This window comes from Labrys neptuniae (genome assembly GCF_040797145.1).
Lineage (GTDB): Bacteria > Pseudomonadota > Alphaproteobacteria > Rhizobiales > Labraceae > Labrys > Labrys neptuniae.
Window position 1 is genome coordinate 576,024 of record NZ_JBFNQD010000003.1, and the last position, 18,565, is coordinate 594,588.

Annotated in this window: 16 protein-coding genes; 8 read left to right on the top strand and 8 right to left on the bottom strand. The window is 65.0% G+C overall.

Translation table 11 applies throughout. The features are described from left to right. Positions 1–94: 94 nt before the first annotated feature. The 5 genes from ABXS05_RS13385 to ABXS05_RS13405 form a co-directional block, all read right to left on the bottom strand. Positions 95–322 carry a DUF350 domain-containing protein gene (locus tag ABXS05_RS13385; protein ID WP_156771483.1) on the bottom strand — a complete coding sequence of 76 codons (228 nt, stop codon included), beginning with the start codon at positions 320–322 and terminating at the stop codon, positions 95–97. A 9-nt stretch (positions 323–331) separates the two neighbouring features. Then, a complete protein-coding gene (locus tag ABXS05_RS13390) occupies positions 332–535 on the bottom strand; it encodes a hypothetical protein (protein WP_311933804.1) in 204 nt (67 codons plus the stop codon). Next, positions 532–2,100, bottom strand: coding sequence for a DUF4178 domain-containing protein (locus ABXS05_RS13395; protein ID WP_367624231.1), 1,569 nt, complete (start codon positions 2,098–2,100; stop codon positions 532–534). The genes ABXS05_RS13390 and ABXS05_RS13395 overlap by 4 nt, the downstream gene beginning before the upstream one ends. Further along, a complete protein-coding gene (locus ABXS05_RS13400; protein ID WP_367624232.1) occupies positions 2,100–2,780 on the bottom strand; it encodes a DUF4178 domain-containing protein in 681 nt (226 codons plus the stop codon). The genes ABXS05_RS13395 and ABXS05_RS13400 overlap by 1 nt, the downstream gene beginning before the upstream one ends. A gap of 78 nt (positions 2,781–2,858) precedes the next feature. Then, a complete protein-coding gene (locus ABXS05_RS13405; protein ID WP_311933808.1) occupies positions 2,859–3,875 on the bottom strand; it encodes an SPFH domain-containing protein in 1,017 nt (338 codons plus the stop codon). Between the two features lie 476 nt (positions 3,876–4,351). Here ABXS05_RS13405 and ABXS05_RS13410 point away from each other — a divergent pair, with 476 nt between their 5' ends. Then, positions 4,352–6,028, top strand: a complete 1,677-nt coding sequence (locus tag ABXS05_RS13410; RefSeq protein ID WP_311933809.1) for an electron transfer flavoprotein-ubiquinone oxidoreductase — start codon at positions 4,352–4,354, stop codon at positions 6,026–6,028. 15 nt (positions 6,029–6,043) lie between these two features. Further along, the gene (locus ABXS05_RS13415) at positions 6,044–6,412 is read left to right on the top strand and encodes a hypothetical protein (protein WP_311933811.1); all 369 of its coding nucleotides are present in this window, start codon (positions 6,044–6,046) and stop codon (positions 6,410–6,412) included. 49 nt (positions 6,413–6,461) lie between these two features. On the opposite strand, the gene ABXS05_RS13420 is transcribed toward ABXS05_RS13415, so the two are convergent. Further along, the gene (locus ABXS05_RS13420; RefSeq protein ID WP_311933813.1) at positions 6,462–7,223 is read right to left on the bottom strand and encodes a DeoR/GlpR family DNA-binding transcription regulator; all 762 of its coding nucleotides are present in this window, start codon (positions 7,221–7,223) and stop codon (positions 6,462–6,464) included. An 80-nt stretch (positions 7,224–7,303) separates the two neighbouring features. Between ABXS05_RS13420 and ABXS05_RS13425 the strand changes: the two genes are divergently transcribed. Next, positions 7,304–8,518, top strand: coding sequence for an N-acetylglucosamine-6-phosphate deacetylase (locus tag ABXS05_RS13425; protein ID WP_367624233.1), 1,215 nt, complete (start codon positions 7,304–7,306; stop codon positions 8,516–8,518). Between the two features lie 40 nt (positions 8,519–8,558). Here the strand turns inward: ABXS05_RS13425 and ABXS05_RS13430 are convergent, their stop codons facing one another. Together ABXS05_RS13430 and ABXS05_RS13435 are read right to left on the bottom strand one after the other, a co-directional pair. Beyond that, on the bottom strand, positions 8,559–10,382 hold the full coding sequence (locus ABXS05_RS13430) for a tetratricopeptide repeat protein (protein WP_367624235.1): 1,824 nt from the start codon (positions 10,380–10,382) through the stop codon (positions 8,559–8,561). A 190-nt stretch (positions 10,383–10,572) separates the two neighbouring features. Then, complete coding sequence (locus tag ABXS05_RS13435; protein ID WP_311933922.1) at positions 10,573–11,805, bottom strand: MFS transporter; 1,233 nt, start codon at positions 11,803–11,805, stop codon at positions 10,573–10,575. Positions 11,806–12,076: 271 nt separating this feature from the next. Here ABXS05_RS13435 and ABXS05_RS13440 point away from each other — a divergent pair, with 271 nt between their 5' ends. From ABXS05_RS13440 to ABXS05_RS13460, 5 genes are all read left to right on the top strand, one after another. After that, positions 12,077–14,206: a tetratricopeptide repeat protein gene (locus ABXS05_RS13440; protein WP_367624236.1), complete on the top strand. Its 2,130-nt coding sequence runs from the start codon at positions 12,077–12,079 to the stop codon at positions 14,204–14,206. After that, positions 14,196–15,116 (top strand): 4-(cytidine 5'-diphospho)-2-C-methyl-D-erythritol kinase, encoded by a 921-nt coding sequence (locus tag ABXS05_RS13445; RefSeq protein WP_367624237.1) that lies wholly within the window; start codon positions 14,196–14,198, stop codon positions 15,114–15,116. Before ABXS05_RS13440 ends, ABXS05_RS13445 begins: the two co-directional genes overlap by 11 nt. A gap of 161 nt (positions 15,117–15,277) precedes the next feature. Continuing rightward, positions 15,278–16,549, top strand: a complete 1,272-nt coding sequence (gene purD / locus ABXS05_RS13450; RefSeq protein WP_367624238.1) for a phosphoribosylamine--glycine ligase — start codon at positions 15,278–15,280, stop codon at positions 16,547–16,549. Between the two features lie 3 nt (positions 16,550–16,552). Next, positions 16,553–17,404, top strand: a complete 852-nt coding sequence (locus ABXS05_RS13455; RefSeq protein WP_367624239.1) for a patatin-like phospholipase family protein — start codon at positions 16,553–16,555, stop codon at positions 17,402–17,404. A 285-nt stretch (positions 17,405–17,689) separates the two neighbouring features. Further along, a complete protein-coding gene (locus ABXS05_RS13460; protein ID WP_311933826.1) occupies positions 17,690–18,562 on the top strand; it encodes a TIGR01459 family HAD-type hydrolase in 873 nt (290 codons plus the stop codon). Positions 18,563–18,565 lie beyond the last annotated feature (3 nt).

Here is an 18,565-nt window from a genome sequence, read left to right on the forward strand (position 1 = left end):
GGACCGCAGGCGTCTCGCCTGCTCTTTCTATCGGCCTGTCGCGACGCTTCCAAGAGCAGGCGAGACGCCTGCGGTCCCAGGAGAATCGACGCCCTCAGCCATGGATGGCCGAGGCGATGATGATGGCGATGCCGAGCGCCACCGCACCCAGGAAGATCGCCATCGCGGTGTTGCGCTTCTCGCATAATTCCTTCCACACCTGCACCTTCGGGGTCAGCAGGTCGAGCAGCCAGAAGGCGATGACGAAGACGAGCAGGCCGATGCCGGAATAGACCAGCGAGGCCACCACATATTTCAGTTCGATCAGGCCCGAGACATCCATGAAAGCCCCCTATTTATGATATGAATAGCCGCCACCGCCGGAGCTTCTGCCGCCGCCGAACCAGCCGAAGGAGCCGCCATCGTCGCTGCTCCTGATGCCGCGGCTGGTGGTCTGCTTGGCGTGCCACATATTGGCCAGCGAATAACCGCCGAAATTGCCGAGGGCCATGCCGAACACGACGGCCCCGGCGAAGATCATCTGAATCCTGCTCACGTGTCCTCGCTGCTGGAACTGCTGCTAGAATCGTCGCTCGATGAGGAACCACCGCTGTCGTCGTCATCGTCGCTGCTCGACGACCACCAATTGTCGGTCCCGGAATCGGAGCTGCTGCTGCCGGCGGCGGCAACGAAACCGCCCGCCGCCAGGTTGCCGGACACCGATGGCGCTTCCTCGTCGATGCCGCCCTGCTCCCAGCGCGACTGCTCGAAGCGCCGGTCGCGGAAGAAGCCGAAGCCGGCGCCGAGAGCCAGGAGGCCGACGGCACCGAGATAGTTCGACCAGATCGGCACGGCGTGCCGGACCGTGACGGTGAATGTCTCCGAAGGTAGAGGATTGGCGGGCGCAGGGGCAATGGTGGGCTGCGAGGAGGGGAAACTGCCGCCCTGGCCATTGTTGCGCAACCAGGTCTGTAGGTAATCCTCGCGCGCCACCATCGGCACGGTCTCCGCCACCTTGGTGAACAGGCCGGCATTGGTGTCGATCAGCAATTTGTAGGTGCCTGCCGGCACCGGCGACAGCAATTCGCTGGTGCGCTCGGTGACCCGCCCGCTGCTGTAGTTCTCCAGCCCCTGGGAGGCATGATAGCTCCTGTTGGTCTCGACATTGACCAGGGCGACGTCGAGCTCCAGCCAATCGTCTTTCAGTTCGGCGCTGGTCTCGAACTCGACATTACCCCGGCCGTCCAGGCGGAAAGGTTCGGAGGCGAAGGTCTTACCCTTGTCGGCGGAGGTCAGGGTGAAGGTCTGCGAGGCGACCTGACGCCCGGGCGAGAGGGCGAGCGAGCCGAACTGCAACAAGGTCGCCACTCCGAGCGCTGCGAGCGGCACCCTCAGCCAGCGCCGGTGCGGGTTGGGTTGGTTGACGCCGGGCCCGTCGCGCTCGTCCGCGAGCGGCAGCTTGAAGGCCTCGGCCACCAGGCTGGGTTCGAGATAGACGCCTTCGGAGACGATGATCTCCTCGTCATTGCTCTCGACCATCAGCCGGTGAGGCGAGGCGATATAATCAGCCGTCTCGGTGACGTCCGCCGTGGAAGCACGCCAATAGAATTCGCCGGCGACATATTTGGTGAGCGCCTGTCCCTTGCTGAAGAAGGCATAGCGCCGCCCCTCGACCGTAAGGTCGATGGTACTGCCCGCGCCCGGCACGTCGCGGGTAAGCATCTTCACCAGCGTCCAGTGGCCCTGCTCCCGGACCAGGAAACGATAGCCCCGATAGGGGTTGAACAAGAGATATTCGATCCATTCGTAATATCCCGTGCGATCGCTCCGGCGCATATAGCCGACGACCTCCCACTCGACGTCCTGCAGCCGCCCGCGGGAACCGATGGGAATCTCCGAGGGCTCGAGCGCCGCCTGGGCCTTCTGGATGATGCGCAGATTCTCGTCGGCGACGTCGATCAGCGAGGAACACTGGCTGCAGGTGGCGCTGATCGACTGGCCGACGGCGCGCAAGGTCACCGCCCCACCGCAATTGGGGCAGGCAAAGGTTCGCGGCCGGCCGGGCGGCCTTGGCGCGGGTACGGCCGGCGATGGTGCTGGCGGCGCGAGAGGCTCGTCCATCACCAGCCCTCCAGCGGCCTGAGATTGGAGAAACGCAAGGCATCCCATTCGAGATAACGGCCGAGATAGGCACTTGCCTCCTTGCCGTCATGTTCGAGCGTGGCGAATTCGCCATCGGCACCGACGCAATCGATCGACACGGTACGCCGCCCCTTGGGTGCGGCGAAAGGCAGTTCGCCTTCCGAGCCCAGGCAGGTCGCCAGCTTGATGTCGACCGCCCTGAGCTGGACGCCATTTATCGTTACCGAGAAGCCCGGCCTGATGCCGGCGGCACCGGTCTCGTTCCCCTCCAGCAGCGGCCGGCAGCGCTCCAGCGCCTCGCGCACGCCGCCCCAGGAGTTCTCCTCCGCCTCCAGGCTCACCGAGAAGAACCCCTGCGCCTCGCCGATCCAGCCTTCCCGGCCGTCATCCATCAGCATGTGCCATTCGTTCCACAGCCCGTCGCTCCAGCCGATCTTCAGGCGTCCGATGATGGTGAAGGACTGGCCGTCGAACATACCGCCAGTGCCGAGCTGGAGGGGGCTCATGTCGTCGGGCAGCGCCGCCATCACCCCGAGCGAGGTCACGTCGACATCGGTGCGCACCACCATGGACTGGCAATAGGCACAGACGGCATAGACCGACTGCGCCGACCGGAACACGACATCCGCTCCGCAGGAAGGGCAGGCGAATTTACGCATTGGGCCTCGTATGGATCACGGGATTGACCGGCCTGTTCGGCCAAGCAGAGTTTCGCGGCGAGCAGGGCGAAGTCCGGTCTATTTGATCCGGGATAGCAGTTCGGCCTTCTTGGCGTCGAATTCCTGCTGGGTAAGGATGCCCTTGGCCAGCAGCCCGCCGAGTTTTTCGAGGAGCTGGATCGGATCCTCCGCCGGCTGCGGGGGCGCTGCCGGCGCCGAGGGAGCCTGCGCCGGCGCCGCATTGGCAAAGCCCTGTGCCATGGCCTGGCCGATTGCCATGCCGGCACCGAGCCCTGCCCCTGCTCCTGCCAGGCCGCCCGGATTCTCGGCGGCAAGCGGGATGGATTCGGCCGTCTGGAACTGGGCGTAGCGATTGAGATCGCCCAGCATGTTCATGGAACTGGCCTTGTCGAGGATACGCTGGAGTTCCTCCGGCAGCGACAGGCTCTGGACGTAGAAGCTCTTGACGTCGATGCCATAGTCACGCAGCGCCGGGCGGATGGCTTCCGCCAGCTTCTGGGAGAAAGCCTCCTGGTTGGCGGCCATGTCGATGAAGGCGACATTGCTCTGGCCGAGCGTCGAGGCGATGGCCGTGAGCACGGCACCGCGAAGCTGCCCCTCGATCATCTCTGAGGTGCAGCGCTCGGCCGTACCGACCAGCCGCGACCAGAACGCGCCGACATCGCCGATCGCATAGGAATAATTCCCGAAGGCGCGGATGCGGATCGGGCCATATTCCTTGTCGCGGATGGTGAGGGGCTGGGTGGTGCCCCATTTGCGGTCGATCTGGTCCTTGGTGTCGAAGAAATAGACGTCCGACTTGAAGGGCGATTCGAAGAACTTGTCCCAGTTCTTCAGATAGGTCAGCACCGGCAGGGTCTGGGTGGTGAGCGTATAGGTGCCGGGGCCGAAGATATCGGCGATCTTGCCTTCGTTGAAGAAGGCCGCCTTCTGCGTCTCGCGCACCACGAGCTGGGCACCGTTCTGGATTTCCATGCCGGACATCGGGAAGCGGTAGGCCAACAGGCCCGGCTCCTCGGCCGTCCACTGGATGACATCGATAAATTGCTTGGAGATGAAGTCGAGAATGCCCATGCCCGTATGCTCCATACCGACGGATCGCAAGCCGCAGACAGCCTATCCTACCTAGCATGCGTGGCAATGGGAAAGAGTAACCCACGGGACAGTTACAGTCCGCATCAATATAGAAATGCGCAGGACCCGCTCCCCTCGAAGAATGGCGCCGGCCTCCCGCCTCTTTTTGCGGGAGAATATGACAATCAGCGACGGATCAAGGGCATCGTTGCGATCGATATCGTCTTTTCGTGTGTTTTCGCCCGCCGGCCTCCCAAGAATGCTGGCCGGGATGTCGAGTCCTGCCACAGGAGAAGATGCCGTGATCCCGAACCTTGCTGCAGGCCAATGGAACCAGCGTCCTTGCCGAACGTGACATTAACGCACCAATTGGTTACTTAATTTTGGAAACCGTCGCAGCATTGTTTGCACCCATTCCAAAAACGTGAAAAAAGCACGGTCACTCCAAGCTATTTCAAACCACCGGAGACTACTCGATGACCGACAGTGCCGATCTCGGCCCCCGCGAGGCGATGGAATATGATGTCGTCGTGGTCGGCGCCGGACCTGCCGGCCTGGCCGCCGCGATCCATCTCAAGCAGCTCAATCCCGAAACCAGCGTGGTGGTGGTGGAGAAGGGCTCGGAGGTCGGCGCCCACATCCTCTCCGGCGCGGTGATCGATCCGGTCGGCCTCGACAAGCTGCTGCCCGAATGGCGCGAGGCGGAGGACCGCCCGCTGGTGACCGAGGTCACCGAGGACCAGTTCTATTATCTCGGCCCGTCCGGCGCCCTGCGCCTGCCCAATTTCGGCATGCCCAAGCTGATGTCGAACCACGGCAATTTCGTCGGCTCGCTCGGCAATGTCTGCCGCTGGCTGGCAGTCCAGGCCGAAGCGCTCGGTGTCGAGATCTATCCGGGCTTTGCCGCCGCCGAAGTGCTCTATGACGACAAGGGCGCGGTGATGGGCATCGCCACCGGCGACATGGGCATCGGCCGCGACGGCCAGCCCAAATCCGGCTTTACCCGCGGCATGGAACTGCACGGCAAATACACCCTCTTCGCCGAGGGGGCCCGCGGCAGCCTGACCAAGACGCTGATCGCCAAGTACAATCTGGCCGATGGCCGCGAACCCCAGAAATTCGGCATCGGCATCAAGGAACTCTGGCAGATCGATCCGGCCAAGCACGTGCCGGGCCGGGTGCAGCATTCCTTCGGCTGGCCGCTGGATTCGAAGACGGGCGGCGGCTCCTTCCTCTATCACCTCGAAAACAACCAGGTGGTGGTGGGCTTCGTCATCCACCTCAACTACACCAACCCCTATCTCTCCCCGTTCGACGAGTTCCAGCGCTTCAAGCACCATCCGCTGATCGCCCCGACCTTCGAGGGCGGCAAGCGCATCGCCTATGGCGCGCGCGCCATCACCGAGGGCGGCTACCAGTCGGTGCCCAAGCTCTCCTTCCCGGGCGGCGCCCTGATCGGCTGCGCGGCCGGCTTCGTCAACGTGCCGCGCATCAAGGGCAGCCACAATGCCGTGCTGTCGGGCATGCTGGCGGCCGAGCACCTTTCCAAGGCGCTGGCCGAGGGCCGTTCGCATGACGAGCCCGCCTCCTATGAGGCCGCCTGGCGCTCCAGCGAGATCGGCCGCGACCTCTACAAGGTGCGCAACGTCAAGCCGCTATGGTCCAAGCTCGGCACCTTCGCCGGCGTGATCCTCGGCGGCATCGACATGCATCTCAACGAGAAGCTCGGCTTCTCCCTGTTCGGCACGCTCAAACATGGCAAGCCCGACTATGCCACTCTGAAACCGATCGCCGAGAGCAAGCCGATCGACTATCCCAAGCCGGACGGCAAGCTCTCCTTCGACAAGCTTTCCTCGGTGTTCCTGTCCTCGACCAATCACGAGGAGGACCAGCCGATCCATCTCACGTTGAAGGATCCCAAGGTCCCGATCGAAAAGAACCTGCCGCTCTATGGCGAACCGGCCCGGCTCTATTGCCCGGCGGGTGTCTATGAAGTGGTCTATGGCGACGAGGCGGCCAAAAAGGATCCGCGCTTCGTGATCAACGCGCAGAACTGCGTGCACTGCAAGACCTGCGACATCAAGGATCCGGCCCAGAACATCAACTGGGTGACGCCGGAGGGCGGCGGCGGCCCGAACTATCCGAACATGTAAGCGGAGCGTCTACGGGTGAAGGCGCTTCTTTACGCCAGCCTCGGGGTCGTTCTCCTGGGCGTCGGCCTCTATCTGCAGTTCGGCACGGCCGGGGTTTCTCCGGCCGACAGGCTGCGTTGCGAGCAGGCGATCGAGAAGGTCTATGGCGACAGCGACGAGGCCAAATATACGCTCCTGCCCAAATGCAACGAGCCCGGCATGGTCGCCATGATGGATACGAGGATCGGCGGCGCCGGCGCCGAGCAGGCCGCCCAGGCGATTGCGTCCGCCAATCGCAGCGATCTCGTCGGCATCCTCATCAATTGCGCCCTGATCGGTGCCGGTATCGGTGCCCTGGGTGCGGCGGCCGCAGCCTTCCGCCAGTCGAAAAAGCAGGCCGCCTGACGGAGGAAAAATGGGGGCGGGTCTTTAGACCCCGCCCACGAGTACCGCCTCACGCATAGAGCGCCTTCACGGCCGTCTTCTCCAGCAGGTCCCGGGTGCGGGGCGTATCTTCGGTGACGAGCGTATCGATCGCCGACAGCGCAGCGAAATGGTGTGCTGCCGCAGAACCGAACTTATCCGGGGTCGCCACCGCGACGATCTCGGCAGTGGCCTTGATCATCGCGGCCTTGATCGCAGCCTCGTCATAGCCGGCGGTAGTCAACCCGAATTCCTCATGAATGCCATGCACGCCGATGAAGCACAGATCGGCGTTGATGGCGTAAAGCTGGTCGAGCACGCGCGCACCCAGGACCATCTGGCTGCGCTTGTCGAAGACGCCGCCGAGCAGGATGACCTCCAGATGCGGATGCTCGGTCGTGGCCGTCGCCACCAGTGGACTGTTGGTGACGATGGTCGCCCTCAGATCGCGCGGCAGCTGCCTGGCCACTTCGAGATTGGTGGTGCCGCCGTCGATGAGGACCACCTGATCCGGCAGCACGAGCCCAGCCGCCGCCCGGGCCAGGCGCGTCTTCAAGGCCGCCGCGATCTTGTAGCGCCCCTGGAAGGGCAAGCCTCCCGGCGAGACCGGCAGGGCAGCGCCGTGGACGCGCTTGATCAGGCCTTCGGCCGCCATGTCACGGAAATCGCGCCGAATGGTGTCCTCGGATACCTCGAAATGCGCCGAGACCTCCTGCGTCGACAGCCTGCCCTTGGCCTCCAACTGCGACAGGACGAAAGCCCGCCGTTCGTCAGGCGTGGATTCGATCGGCATGACGATTCCTCAATTGCACGTTTATGACGATATCGGTAGATACATGAACACCTATCACAGCACCAGCCGATGGATCCAGCATGAAAGAGCTCCTCCTGAAGGGGAATGTCATCCTCGAAGACGCCATTCACGAAGACGCCGTCATCCGCTGCGTGGACGGCCGGATCGCCACGATCGAGCCTCATGCTCGCGAGCATGAAGGCAAAGGACTGCTTGATTTCAGCGGCCGCTACCTGTCGCCGGGTTTCGTCGACATCCACGTGCATGGCGGCGCCGGCGCCGACTATATGGACGGCACGGTGGAAGCCGTGCGGCGGACCAATATCGCCCATGCCCGGCACGGCACGACCTCGATCTTTCCGACCACGACGACGGGATCCTTTGCCCAGCTCGATGCGATGGTGAAAGCGTGCGAAAACGTGCAGGCCTCGTGGACGCCCGCGGACGGCGCCCGCATAGCCGGCATCCACTTCTACGGCCCCTATTTCGCGGCGGACAAGGTCGGCATCCACGCATCGGAAGGCCGGCGCGATCCGGTGCGGGAGGAATACGAATATTTCCTCGGCCGAGAAATCATCAAGATCGCCACCTGCGCCTCCGAATTGCCCGGCGCCCTGGATTTCTTCGATCATGCCCGCGAACGGGACTGCTTCATCACCTGCGGCCATTCCAACGCCTGCTGGGATGAACTCGAGGCGGCTTTCACGCATGGCATGCGCCATGTCGACCATTTCTGGTGTGCCATGAGCTCGGTCGCCTCCCTGCGCAAGCGCTTCGGCACGCCGATGCAGGCCGGCATGGAGCAGTATGTCCTCGCCAACCCGGCGATGAGCACCGAGGTGATCGCCGACGGCATCCACCTCTCGGACGATCTCCTGCGCTTCGCCTTCCGCCTGATCGGGCCTCGGCGCTGCTGTCTCGTCACCGATGCGAACCGCGCCATGGACATGCCGCCGGGCCAATACCGCTTCGGATCGCAGGCAGACGGCAGCTGGGTCTGGAGTGACGGCCATTCCGTCCGGGGCGATGACGGCAGCCTGGCGAGCTCGATGCATGGCATGGACCGGATGGTGAAGACCATGGCGAAGGCCATCGAGCAGGATTTGCCCGCCGTCATCCGCATGGCGTCGCTGACGCCGGCCGAGCTTACCGGCATTGCCGGCGAGGTCGGCAGCCTGACGCCGGGCAAGCGTGCCGACATCGTGGTTCTCGATGAGAGTTTCGAGGTCGAGCGCGTCTTCATCGGTGGCGAGCCCCTGCCCGTCGCCGATGCGAGGCCCGATCAGGCGGCCTGAGCACCAACCGCGCTCGCCTCGCAGCAGGCCGCGGGTGGAGTCACGGCGCGGACGTTGCCGATGATGGCGGGTTCTGCGCGCTGGTGAAGATGAAATCCTCGGGCGGCAGCGAGCCATAGACGAAGGGCTCCTGCCGGTTTGCGGTGCGTGACATCACATCGCTGGTCACGAAGCGGAACACCTTGTTGATCTCCAGCCCCGGTTCCACCACCCGCCTGGCAAAGGCTTCGGCAAAGGCGCTGTGCTGGCTGTCGCCATCCTCGGCCACCGTGCCCTCCTTGGCCGAATAGACCACCAGCGTCGCTCCCGACGGCTCGACCCGCGAAAGGCCGCGCCCCACCGAGCGGGTTGCGGCCGTCATCGTCATCTGCGCGGCAAAGGGATTGTTGCGGCAGGCATCCAGCAGCACCAGCTTCAGGCGGCGCGCGCCGCTCAGTGCCGACAGGACGCGCTGCAGGCTGACGGTTTCATCAGGGACATCGCGATCGGACTGCAGCCTTGCATCGACGGGGATGAGGTAGTTCTGCCCCATCAGCTCCATGCCGTGGCCGGCATAATAGAGGATGGCCCAGTCGGCGGCGTCCGCCTTGGCGGAAAAGGAGCGCAGGGCCTCGACCAGGCCGGCGCGTCCGAGATCGTAGGCGACCGTGACATCCTGCACGCCGGCCGTCCGCAGGGCCGCGGCGACGAGGTCGGCGTCGCGCCGGGGATTGGGCAGTTGCGACACGGCCGCATAGCGTGAATTGCCGATGACCAGCGCAACCCGCCGCGATCCTTCGGCAGCGGCCTTCTGGGAGGAGGCGGGCGCGTCCTTCTTGCCGGCTTCGGCCTGCTGTACCGCCTTCGAGGCACGGAAAAGCGTTACATAGCGCTGGACATTGGGCAGGTTCGGATTGATCGAGAAGGCCATTTCCATGTCGGAGAGGCCAGCTTCCCGTTCCTCGAGGCGCCAATGCGCCAGTCCGCGATTGAGATAGGCCTCGGCATAGTCGCGCCGTGCCGCGATGGCCGTGTCGCAATCCGCCAGGGCCTCCCGCAACGCGCCCTTGGCCAGATAGAGCGCGCAGCGGCCCGAATGGAATTCCGCCATGCCGGGATTCAAGGCGATCGCCTTGCTGACATCGGCAATGGCCTCGTCGATCTCGCCTTTGGCGTAGTGCAGATTCGCCCGGTTGTTATAGGCATTGAAATTGCCGCCATCGGCCGCGATCGCCTTGTCGAAATCGGCCATGGCAAGGTCGTAGCGCTTGAGGTTGACATAGGAATTGGCGCGATTGCTGTAGACCAGCGAGACCCCCTGCTTCAGCGCGATCGCCTTGGTATAGTCGGCGACGGCCTTGTCGTGGCGGCCGAGCCGCTGCTGCAGATTGCCTCGATTGGCAAAAGCAGGCCCCATACGCGGATCGAGATCGACGGCACGCGAATAGTCGACAATGGCATTTTCGATATCGTCCTGCTCCGAGCGTGAATTGGCGCGGTAGAAATAGACTTCCGCCGATCCCGGCTTGATGGCGATGGCCTTGTCGTAATCGTCGATCGCCGCATTGTGGTCGCCGAGCTCGGCATAGCTGAGGCCACGGAAGACATAGGCCAGATAACTCTTGTCGTTATGCCGGATCGAGGCGCCGAGATCGTTGATCGCCAGGCCATACTGCTTCTGCCTGTAATAGGCCCGCCCGCGCTGCAGATAGGCGGTGGCCTGGCTGCCGGGCGTCACCGCAATGCGGTTGATGGCGGTGGTGCAGGCCGGAATGGCGATGGCCGGGTCATCCGAAGCGCAGCCCCCTTTCGGAGCCCCCGCCGCCGGCACGGCCAGCCACAGGGACATCGCCGCAGCCACGGTCATCAGGCGATATGCGTTCATGATCCCGCTCCCCGGCGTCCCCCGGCTCGATTCTGCCGTCGACATGGCGACGGCAAAACCGCTCGCCTCATGTCCATATCGTGCCGAACATGGCCGTCAATCGAGCACGGGTCGACACCTTTGTTTGCCTGACGCTGTCTCCCGCATCCGGCCTCGAGGCAGGCGTGCTTGCGAACCGACGGCTCCCCCCTCAACCTCCAGAGCGCATCAGCCGCACCGCGCATGCGATGGCGAGTACGATCAGCACCAGCGTGAAGCCGACCACGGCCGGCCACCCCCCGACGGTCCAGAACCAGCCGCCGCTCGAGCCCACGATGCTGGCGCCGAGATAATAAGCGAGCATGTAGAGCGAGGCGGCATGGCCTTTGCTCGCACCGCCCAGCCGGCCGACCCAGCCGCTCGCCACCGCATGGCAGGCGAACTGGCCCGCCGTCAGCACGGCGATGCCGGCGATGATGCCGGCGAGGCTCGAGGAGAGCGTGAGGCCGATACCGGCGGCCATGGTCAGGAGACCGGCGATCAGCACCGGCGCCCGCCCCAACCGGTCGGCCGCCATGCCGCCGAGCGAGGAAGAGACGGTGCCGAACAGATAGACGGTGAAGATCAGGCCTGTCTGCGTCGGGCTGAGGTCGAAGGGCGGCGCCATCAGTCGGAAGCCGGCATAGTTGTAGACGGTCACGAAACTGCCGAAGCCGCAAAAGGCGATGGCGAACAAGAGCGGCTTCGCCAGCACAACGCCGGGCCTCTCCCGGCCGAAATGCGAAGCCCATGCCCTAAGGTGATAGCGAAGATCGAAACCCTTGCGTGGCGTGAAATGCCGCGAGGGCGGCAGGAGCAGGACGAAGCCGAGGGCCAGGACGAGGCCACCGAGACCGACGATCGCCAAGGCAAGGCGCCAGGTCAGGAATTCAGCGAGGATGCCGGTCAGCACCCGACCCGCCATACCGCCGAGCGCCGTGCCGGCGATATAGAGCCCCATGGCAAAACCCAGGCCATTGGGCTCGATCTCCTCGGCCAGATAGGCGATGGCGATGGCCGGTACACCGCCAATGGCCAACCCTTCGACGGCACGCAAGGCGAGGATGGCATGCCATCCCGGTGTGACAGCCACGGCAAGATTGAGTAGGCTGGCAAGACCGATTGAAGCGAACATCAGTTCGCGCCGGCCGAATCGCTCCGAAACAGCGGCGGCCGCAAAGATGGCAAAGGCGAGCGCGCCGGTGGTCAGCGAGAGAGCGAGCGAACTCTGCGCCGCACCGACATGGAATTCCTCGGCCAGCAACGGCAGCAAGGGCTGCACGCAATAGATCAGCGAGAACGTACCGAAACCGGCGAGGAAGAGAGCGAGACTGATCTTACGGTAGGCAGCCGACCCGCGAGCGACATGGGGCACGGGGGGCGCATAGGCGGCGGGAGCGGACATCACCAAGGGGTCGTATCCCAGCGTCAGCTTGTCAAGCACCGATCCCGGGCCATTCCGGGAGGAGCGATCGATACCTGCCGGCACCGGTGCTATCCAGGGTTGCTGCCCGGCGGCGACCGACCGGAGATGGGCCAAACGGCCCGGCAAAATCGGCAGATTAGCGCGGAGGGTGGGTTGTTCCCTCGCCTCAAAGCAGCCATGGTAGCGGCGAATAATTCGCGACTGCGTCGCCTGTGTCGAGGCGGCCGGCTGATTCGGAGTTTTCTTCCCTGTGCCCCTGTCTTCCCGCACGTCTTTTTCCGCCGCCTTGTTGGCGATCGCCCTCTCGACGACCCTGATGGCGCCGGCACTGGCAGCCAAGGCGCTCGAACGTCCATTCAGGCCGACTTCCGCTTCAGGCAGCCTGTTGGCTGGCAGGCTGGCTGCCAATGTGCGTGACGACGACAATGCGGCCTCCTTCTATGCCAAGGCGCTGAGCAGCGGTCTGTTCAAGGACGAACAGGCTCGGCAGGAGCTGACCAACCGCACCTTCATCGCCTTGCTGACCTCGGGCGAAATGGACAAGGCCGTCACCTTCGCCCGGCGCGTGGTGGCGATCGACAAGAAGAACCCGATCGCCCATCTCGTGCTCGGCATCCGGGCGTTGAAGGGGCGGGACTATACCAAGGCCCGTGACGAACTCGCCTTCACGCTCGACAAGCCTATCCTGCAGCTGGCGACGCCCCTGATCTCGACCTGGACCTATGCAGGCGCCGGCCAGACCAAGAAAGGCGTGGTGGCCAGCGACGACATTTCGTCCAATGATGGCTTTTCCACCTTCAAGAATTTCTCCACCGGCATGATGCTCGACATGGCCGGCATGCGCGATGAGGCGATCGCCCGGCTCAAGGACGCCCATGAGCGCGATGCCAATGCCGTCTCCATCGTCGACGCCTATGCCCGCGCACTGGCGCGCGCCGGCAAGAAGGACGACGCGCTCAAGGTGCTGGAAGCCTATTCGGCCAAGGTGCCTCGCCAGCCGATCGTCGCGGCACTGATCGCCGACATCAAGGCGGGCAAGCGCATCGGGCCGGCCGTGACCTCGGCCCAGCAGGGTGCGGCCGATATCCTGGTCTCGGTCGCCGCCGGCATCGCCAAGCAGGGCGGTGCCGACTATGCCGTGGTGTTCTATCGCCTGGCGCTGTATCTGGAGCCCGCCAATGCCACGGCCCTGATCGGCCTCGCCGAACTCTACAGCGACCTCAAGCAGCCCCAGACCGCCGAAACCCTGTTCAAGAGCGTGCCCGCTTCCTCGCCGCTCAAGCGCAACGCCGAAATCGAGCTTGCCACCACGCTGGACGAGCTCGACAAGACCGATGAGGGCGTGGCGCATCTGAAGAAGATCATTTCGGCCAATCCGCAGGATCTGGACGCCATCATCTCGCTCGGCGGCATCTTTAACCAGCGCAAGCGCTGGGAAGAGGCGTCCGTGGCGTTCTCCCAGGCGGTCGACGTGATCGGCAAGCCTACCCGCAATGACTGGGCCACCTTCTATTACCGCGGTATCGCCTATGAGCGGATCAAGCAGTGGCCCAAGGCCGAGGCCGACTTCAAGAAGGCGCTGGAGCTCTTCCCCGATCAGCCCTCGGTGCTGAACTATCTGGGCTATTCCTGGATCGACCAGGGCATGCATCTCCAGGAAGGCATGGAGATGATCAAGAAGGCCGTCGATCAGCGTCCGGATGACGGCTATATCGTCGACAGCCTGGGCTGGGCCAATTACAAGCTTGGCCAATATGACGAGGCGGTCGAGCAGCTCGAGCGCGCGGTCTCTCTCAAGCCGAGCGACCCCACCATCAACGACCATCTCGGCGATGCCTATTGGAAGATCGGGCGCAAGCTGGAGGCGACCTTCCAGTGGCGCCATGCCCTCGATGCCAAGCCCGAGCCGGACGAGAAGGCCAAAATCGAGCAGAAGCTGAAGGACGGCATGCGGGACACGGCCTCGGCCGACGCCAGCAAGGCCGGTGACGTGGCCAAGTCTCCGGATGTGCCCAAGCCCGCGGATGCGCCCAAGCCCGCGGACGAGGCAAAGCCCGCCGACGCACCGAAGACGCCGGATGCACAGCCCGAAAAGCCGGCCGATGCCGACAAGCCAACGGAAGCCCCCAAGCCGGCTGACCAAACCAAGCCGGCGGACCAAACCAAGCCTGCTGATGCTCCCCAGCCCGCAGGCGAAACAAAGCCGGCTGATACCTCCAAGCCGACTGATACCTCCAAGCCGGTGGAGGCTCCCAAGCCCGTCGATCCGGCTAAGCCTGCTGATGCGCCCAAACCCGCCGATGCTCCCAAACCTGCCGATGCTCCCAAGCCGGCGGAACCCGTGAAGCCCGCCTCGCCGTCCAACAGCAATGGCGGCTGACGTCACGGCGGCCGGCGGGGCGGGAGCCTCGCCTGTGTGGCTGAACGAGAAAGCCCGTGCCAAGGTCAATCTGACCTTGGCCGTGCTGGGGCGTCGCGCGGACGGCTTTCATCTGCTCGACAGCCTGGTCGCCTTTGCCGATATCGCCGACGAGCTCAGTCTCGAGCCGGGGCCCGGCCTCTCCCTGGAAGTCTATGGTTCTCGCGCGAAGGAGGCCGGCGCGGTCGCCGACAATCTCGTACTCAAGGCAGCCAAGGCGCTCGCCGAGAGGCATGATGGCCTCACACTCGGGCATTTCCGGCTCGACAAGCGCCTGCCAGCGGCAGCCGGCATCGGCGGCGGCTCCTCGGATGCCGCAGCTGCCCTGCGCCTCATCGCCCGCGCCAATGAGCTGCCGTTAACGGACGAAAAAGTCCTGGCCGCTGCCCGCGCCACGGGCTCCGACGTGCCGGTCTGCCTGCAAGTGGTGGGTCGATGGATGCGCGACGCAGGAGAAACGCTGTCAGCTCCGGTTCCCCTGCCCCCTCTGCCCGCCGTCCTGCTCAATCCGGGTGTTGCCACGCCGACAGCGGATGTCTTCCGAACCCTCGCCCTTCCCGCGGGGACGGCCATTTCCCCCGACCTTTCCCTGGCCGCGGCCATCGAAGGCGAGAAAAGCCCGACGGCACTGATCCGCCATCTCGATCGGGGACGCAACGATCTCGAACCGGCGGCGCTTGTGCTGCGCCCAGCCATCGGCGAGGCGCTCGCCGTCTTGCGCGGCCAGCCCACCTGCCGCCTCGCACGCATGTCGGGCTCGGGCGCCACCGTGTTCGGCCTGTTCGAAACGGCCGAGGCGGCAGTTGCAGCAAGACAGGCGATTGCAGAGCGTCGGCCTGGCTGGTGGGTGGTGGACACCGTCATCGGCTGAGGGCGGCGGCGGCCCTTGGAGCGCGGACATCTTGTCCGCATTTTCGCGGCGTTTCCAAGAGCGGACAAGATGTCCGCCCTCCCCGCCACGCGCTTCGACATTGCATCCTGCCCCTTGATCGGGCAAAGGTCCGGCCAACGGAATTTCTGCAGGCGGTGACGATGAACATTCTTCTGATCGGATCGGGCGGGCGCGAACATGCCCTGGCCTGGGCGATATCGGCGAGCCCGCTCTGCGAGAGGCTCTATGCCGCGCCCGGCAATCCCGGCATGGAAGAGTGTGCCATCTGCGCCGCCTTCGACCCGACCGACCATCAGGCGGTGATCGCCTTCTGCCGCGAGAACGAGATCGACTTCGTGGTGGTGGGTCCCGAGGCACCGCTGGTCGCCGGCCTGGTCGACGATCTCGCCGCTGCCGGCATCAAGGCCTTCGGCCCCAGCAAGGCCGCCGCCCAGCTCGAAGGCTCCAAGGGCTACACCAAGGATCTGTGCCAGGAATTTTCCATCCCGACCGCCGCCTATCGGCGCTTTACCGATGCTGTTGCTGCGCGCGCCTATGTCCAGGAACAGGGCGCGCCGATCGTGATCAAGGCCGATGGCCTGGCCGCCGGCAAGGGCGTGGTGGTGGCGATGACGCTGGACGATGCCCTTGCTGCCGTCGAGGCCATCTTCGCCGGCAGCGTCGGCGAGGCCGGCCACGAAGTGGTGGTGGAACAGTTCCTGGAGGGCGAAGAGGCGAGCTTCTTCGCCCTGTGCGACGGCACCACCGCCCTTCCCCTCATCTCCGCGCAGGACCACAAGCGCGTCTTCGATGGCGACAAGGGCCCGAATACCGGCGGCATGGGCGCCTATTCGCCGGCCCCCATCATGACGCCGGAGATGGAAGAGCGTGTGATGGAAACCATCATTCGCCCTACCGTGCGGGCCATGGCCGCCCGCGGCACGCCGTTCAAGGGCGTGCTCTTCGCCGGCCTGATGATCACCAAGGATGGCCCTGAGCTGATCGAGTACAACGTCCGCTTCGGCGATCCGGAAACGCAGGTGCTGATGCCGCGGCTGCGCTCGGACCTGTTGCCGGCCCTGATCGCCTCGGCCGACGGCGTGCTCTCCACCATCTCGCTGCGCTGGAAGAACGATGCGGCGCTCTGCGTGGTGATGGCGACCAAGGGCTATCCCGGCAGTTTCCAGCGCGGCTCGGAAATCCGGGATCTCGCCAAGGCGGCTTCGCTCGACGACGTATTGGTCTTTCATGCCGGCACCAAACGCTCGGGCGACCATATCCTCGCCAATGGCGGGCGCGTGCTCGGCATCACCGCCAACGGCAAGACCGTCGCAGAGGCACAGAAGCGGGCCTATGAGGCCGTCGATCTCGTCGACTGGCCCGAAGGCTTCAGCCGCCGCGACATCGGCTGGCGTGCCATCGGCAAGGCCTGAGCCGTGACGCTGGCGGTCACGCGTTCGAGCAAGACCGTGGCCTTGGCCCTTGGCGGCGGCGGGGCACGCGGCCTCGCCCACATCCCGATGCTGGAAGTCTTCGACGAGCTCGGCATCCGGCCGGTCGCCATGGCCGGCACCTCGATGGGAGCGATCTATGCCGCGGCCTACGCCGCCGGCCTCTCGGCTGCCGAGCTCCATGCCTATACGCTGGCCATGCTCGCCGATCGGCGCGGCATGCGCAACAAGCTGATGGCAGCGCGCAGCGGGCGGCTGGCAGACCTGTTTTCCGGCCTCGGCAATCCGGTGATGATCGATGCCGAGGTCTTTTGCGACGCCTTCCTGCCCGAGGCCGTGCCCCAGGCCTTTGCCGATCTTGCCATCCCGCTCACCATCGTGGCCACCGACTATTATGGCCGCCGTGAGCGGGCCTTCACGGCCGGCCCGCTGCGCCAGGCCGTCGCTGCCTCCATGGCGATCCCCGGCGCCTTCAGGCCGGTGCGCATCGACGGCCAGGTGCTGGTCGATGGTGCCACCGTCAACCCGCTGCCGCTCGACCACCTCACCGGCAAGGCCGACATTCTCGTCGGCATCGACGTCTCGGGCGCCGCGACCATCGCCGCCGAAACCGACATGCCCGGCACCTTCGAGGCGATGTTCGGGGCCCTGCAGATCATGCAGGCGGCGATCGTCGATGCCAAGGCGGCCCATTATCGTCCCGACATCCTGATCCGTCCCAATGTCGGCAGCATCCGTGCCCTCGATTTCGCCCGCTCCAGCGTGGTCTTCCGCCTCGCCAGGCCGGCAAAGGAGGAACTGAAACGGAAATTGGGCGAGCTGCTGGAGCGGGGATAAGTCAGGTTCCTTCTCCCCTTGCAGGTGTCGCCAACTCCGAAGGAGTTGGCTAGAGGTCCCGGCAGGGGGATGAGGGGTGCAGCGATTTCCCGACCAGGTTGCGTATCTCCCCTCATCCGTCCCTTCGGGACACCTTCTCCCGCAAGGGGAGAAGGCGGTGGCGCTCTTTCCGGCCCCTTTCGACGCCCCCGCTCCCTTGTCTCTTCCCAGCCCGGCGCTGAGGGCTTATGTGAAGGGCACCACCGTCCCGTACCGCTTACTCCCTTCGACCGGAAAGGCCCCGCCTTGGCTTCCTCGCCCCGTCTCATCCATGGCTTTCGCGAGATTGCCAGCGCCTATGACCTGATCTTCTGCGATATCTGGGGCGTCATCCACAACGGCCACAGGGTGTTCGACGGTGTTGCCGACGCCCTCATCGCCTATCGCAGGCAGGGCGGCGTTGCGGTGCTGGTCTCCAACGCGCCGCGGCCTGCCCAGTCGGTGATGCCGCAGCTCGACCGGCTCGGCCTGCCGCGCGAATGCTGGGACGCCATCGTCACGTCGGGGGACGTGACACGGGCACAGATCGCCGCCGTGGCGGCAAAAAAGGTCTTCCATCTCGGCCCCGATCGCGACCGGCCGCTCTATGACGGCCTCGGCATCCGCTTCGCCGATACGCCCGAGGAGGCCGAAGTGGTCGTCTGCACCGGCCTGTTCGACGACACCACGGAGACGCCGGAGACCTACAGGGACATGCTGGCCGGCTTCAAGGCGCGCGACGTACCGATGATCTGCGCCAATCCCGACCTCATCGTCGATCGCGGCGGCACCATCATCTATTGCGCCGGGGCTCTGGCAGAAGCCTATCGCGCCATCGGCGGCGAGGTGGCCATCTGCGGCAAGCCCTACAAGCCGATCTACGACGCGGCCTTCGAGACAGCCGCCTCGCTCCGCGGCAAGCCGACATCCTCCGAGCGGACCCTGGCCATCGGCGATTCGGTGCGAACCGATCTCGCCGGCGCGGCCGCCATCGGGTGCGGCGCGCTGTTCATCTCCGGCGGTATCCATGCCCTCGAGGCCGGCCATGAGGGCGACGGCGTCGACCCCGAGGCGCTTTCTGCCTTCCTTGCCGACAAGGGCGTCATTCCCGACGCGGTCATGCCGCGGCTGATCTGGTAGACA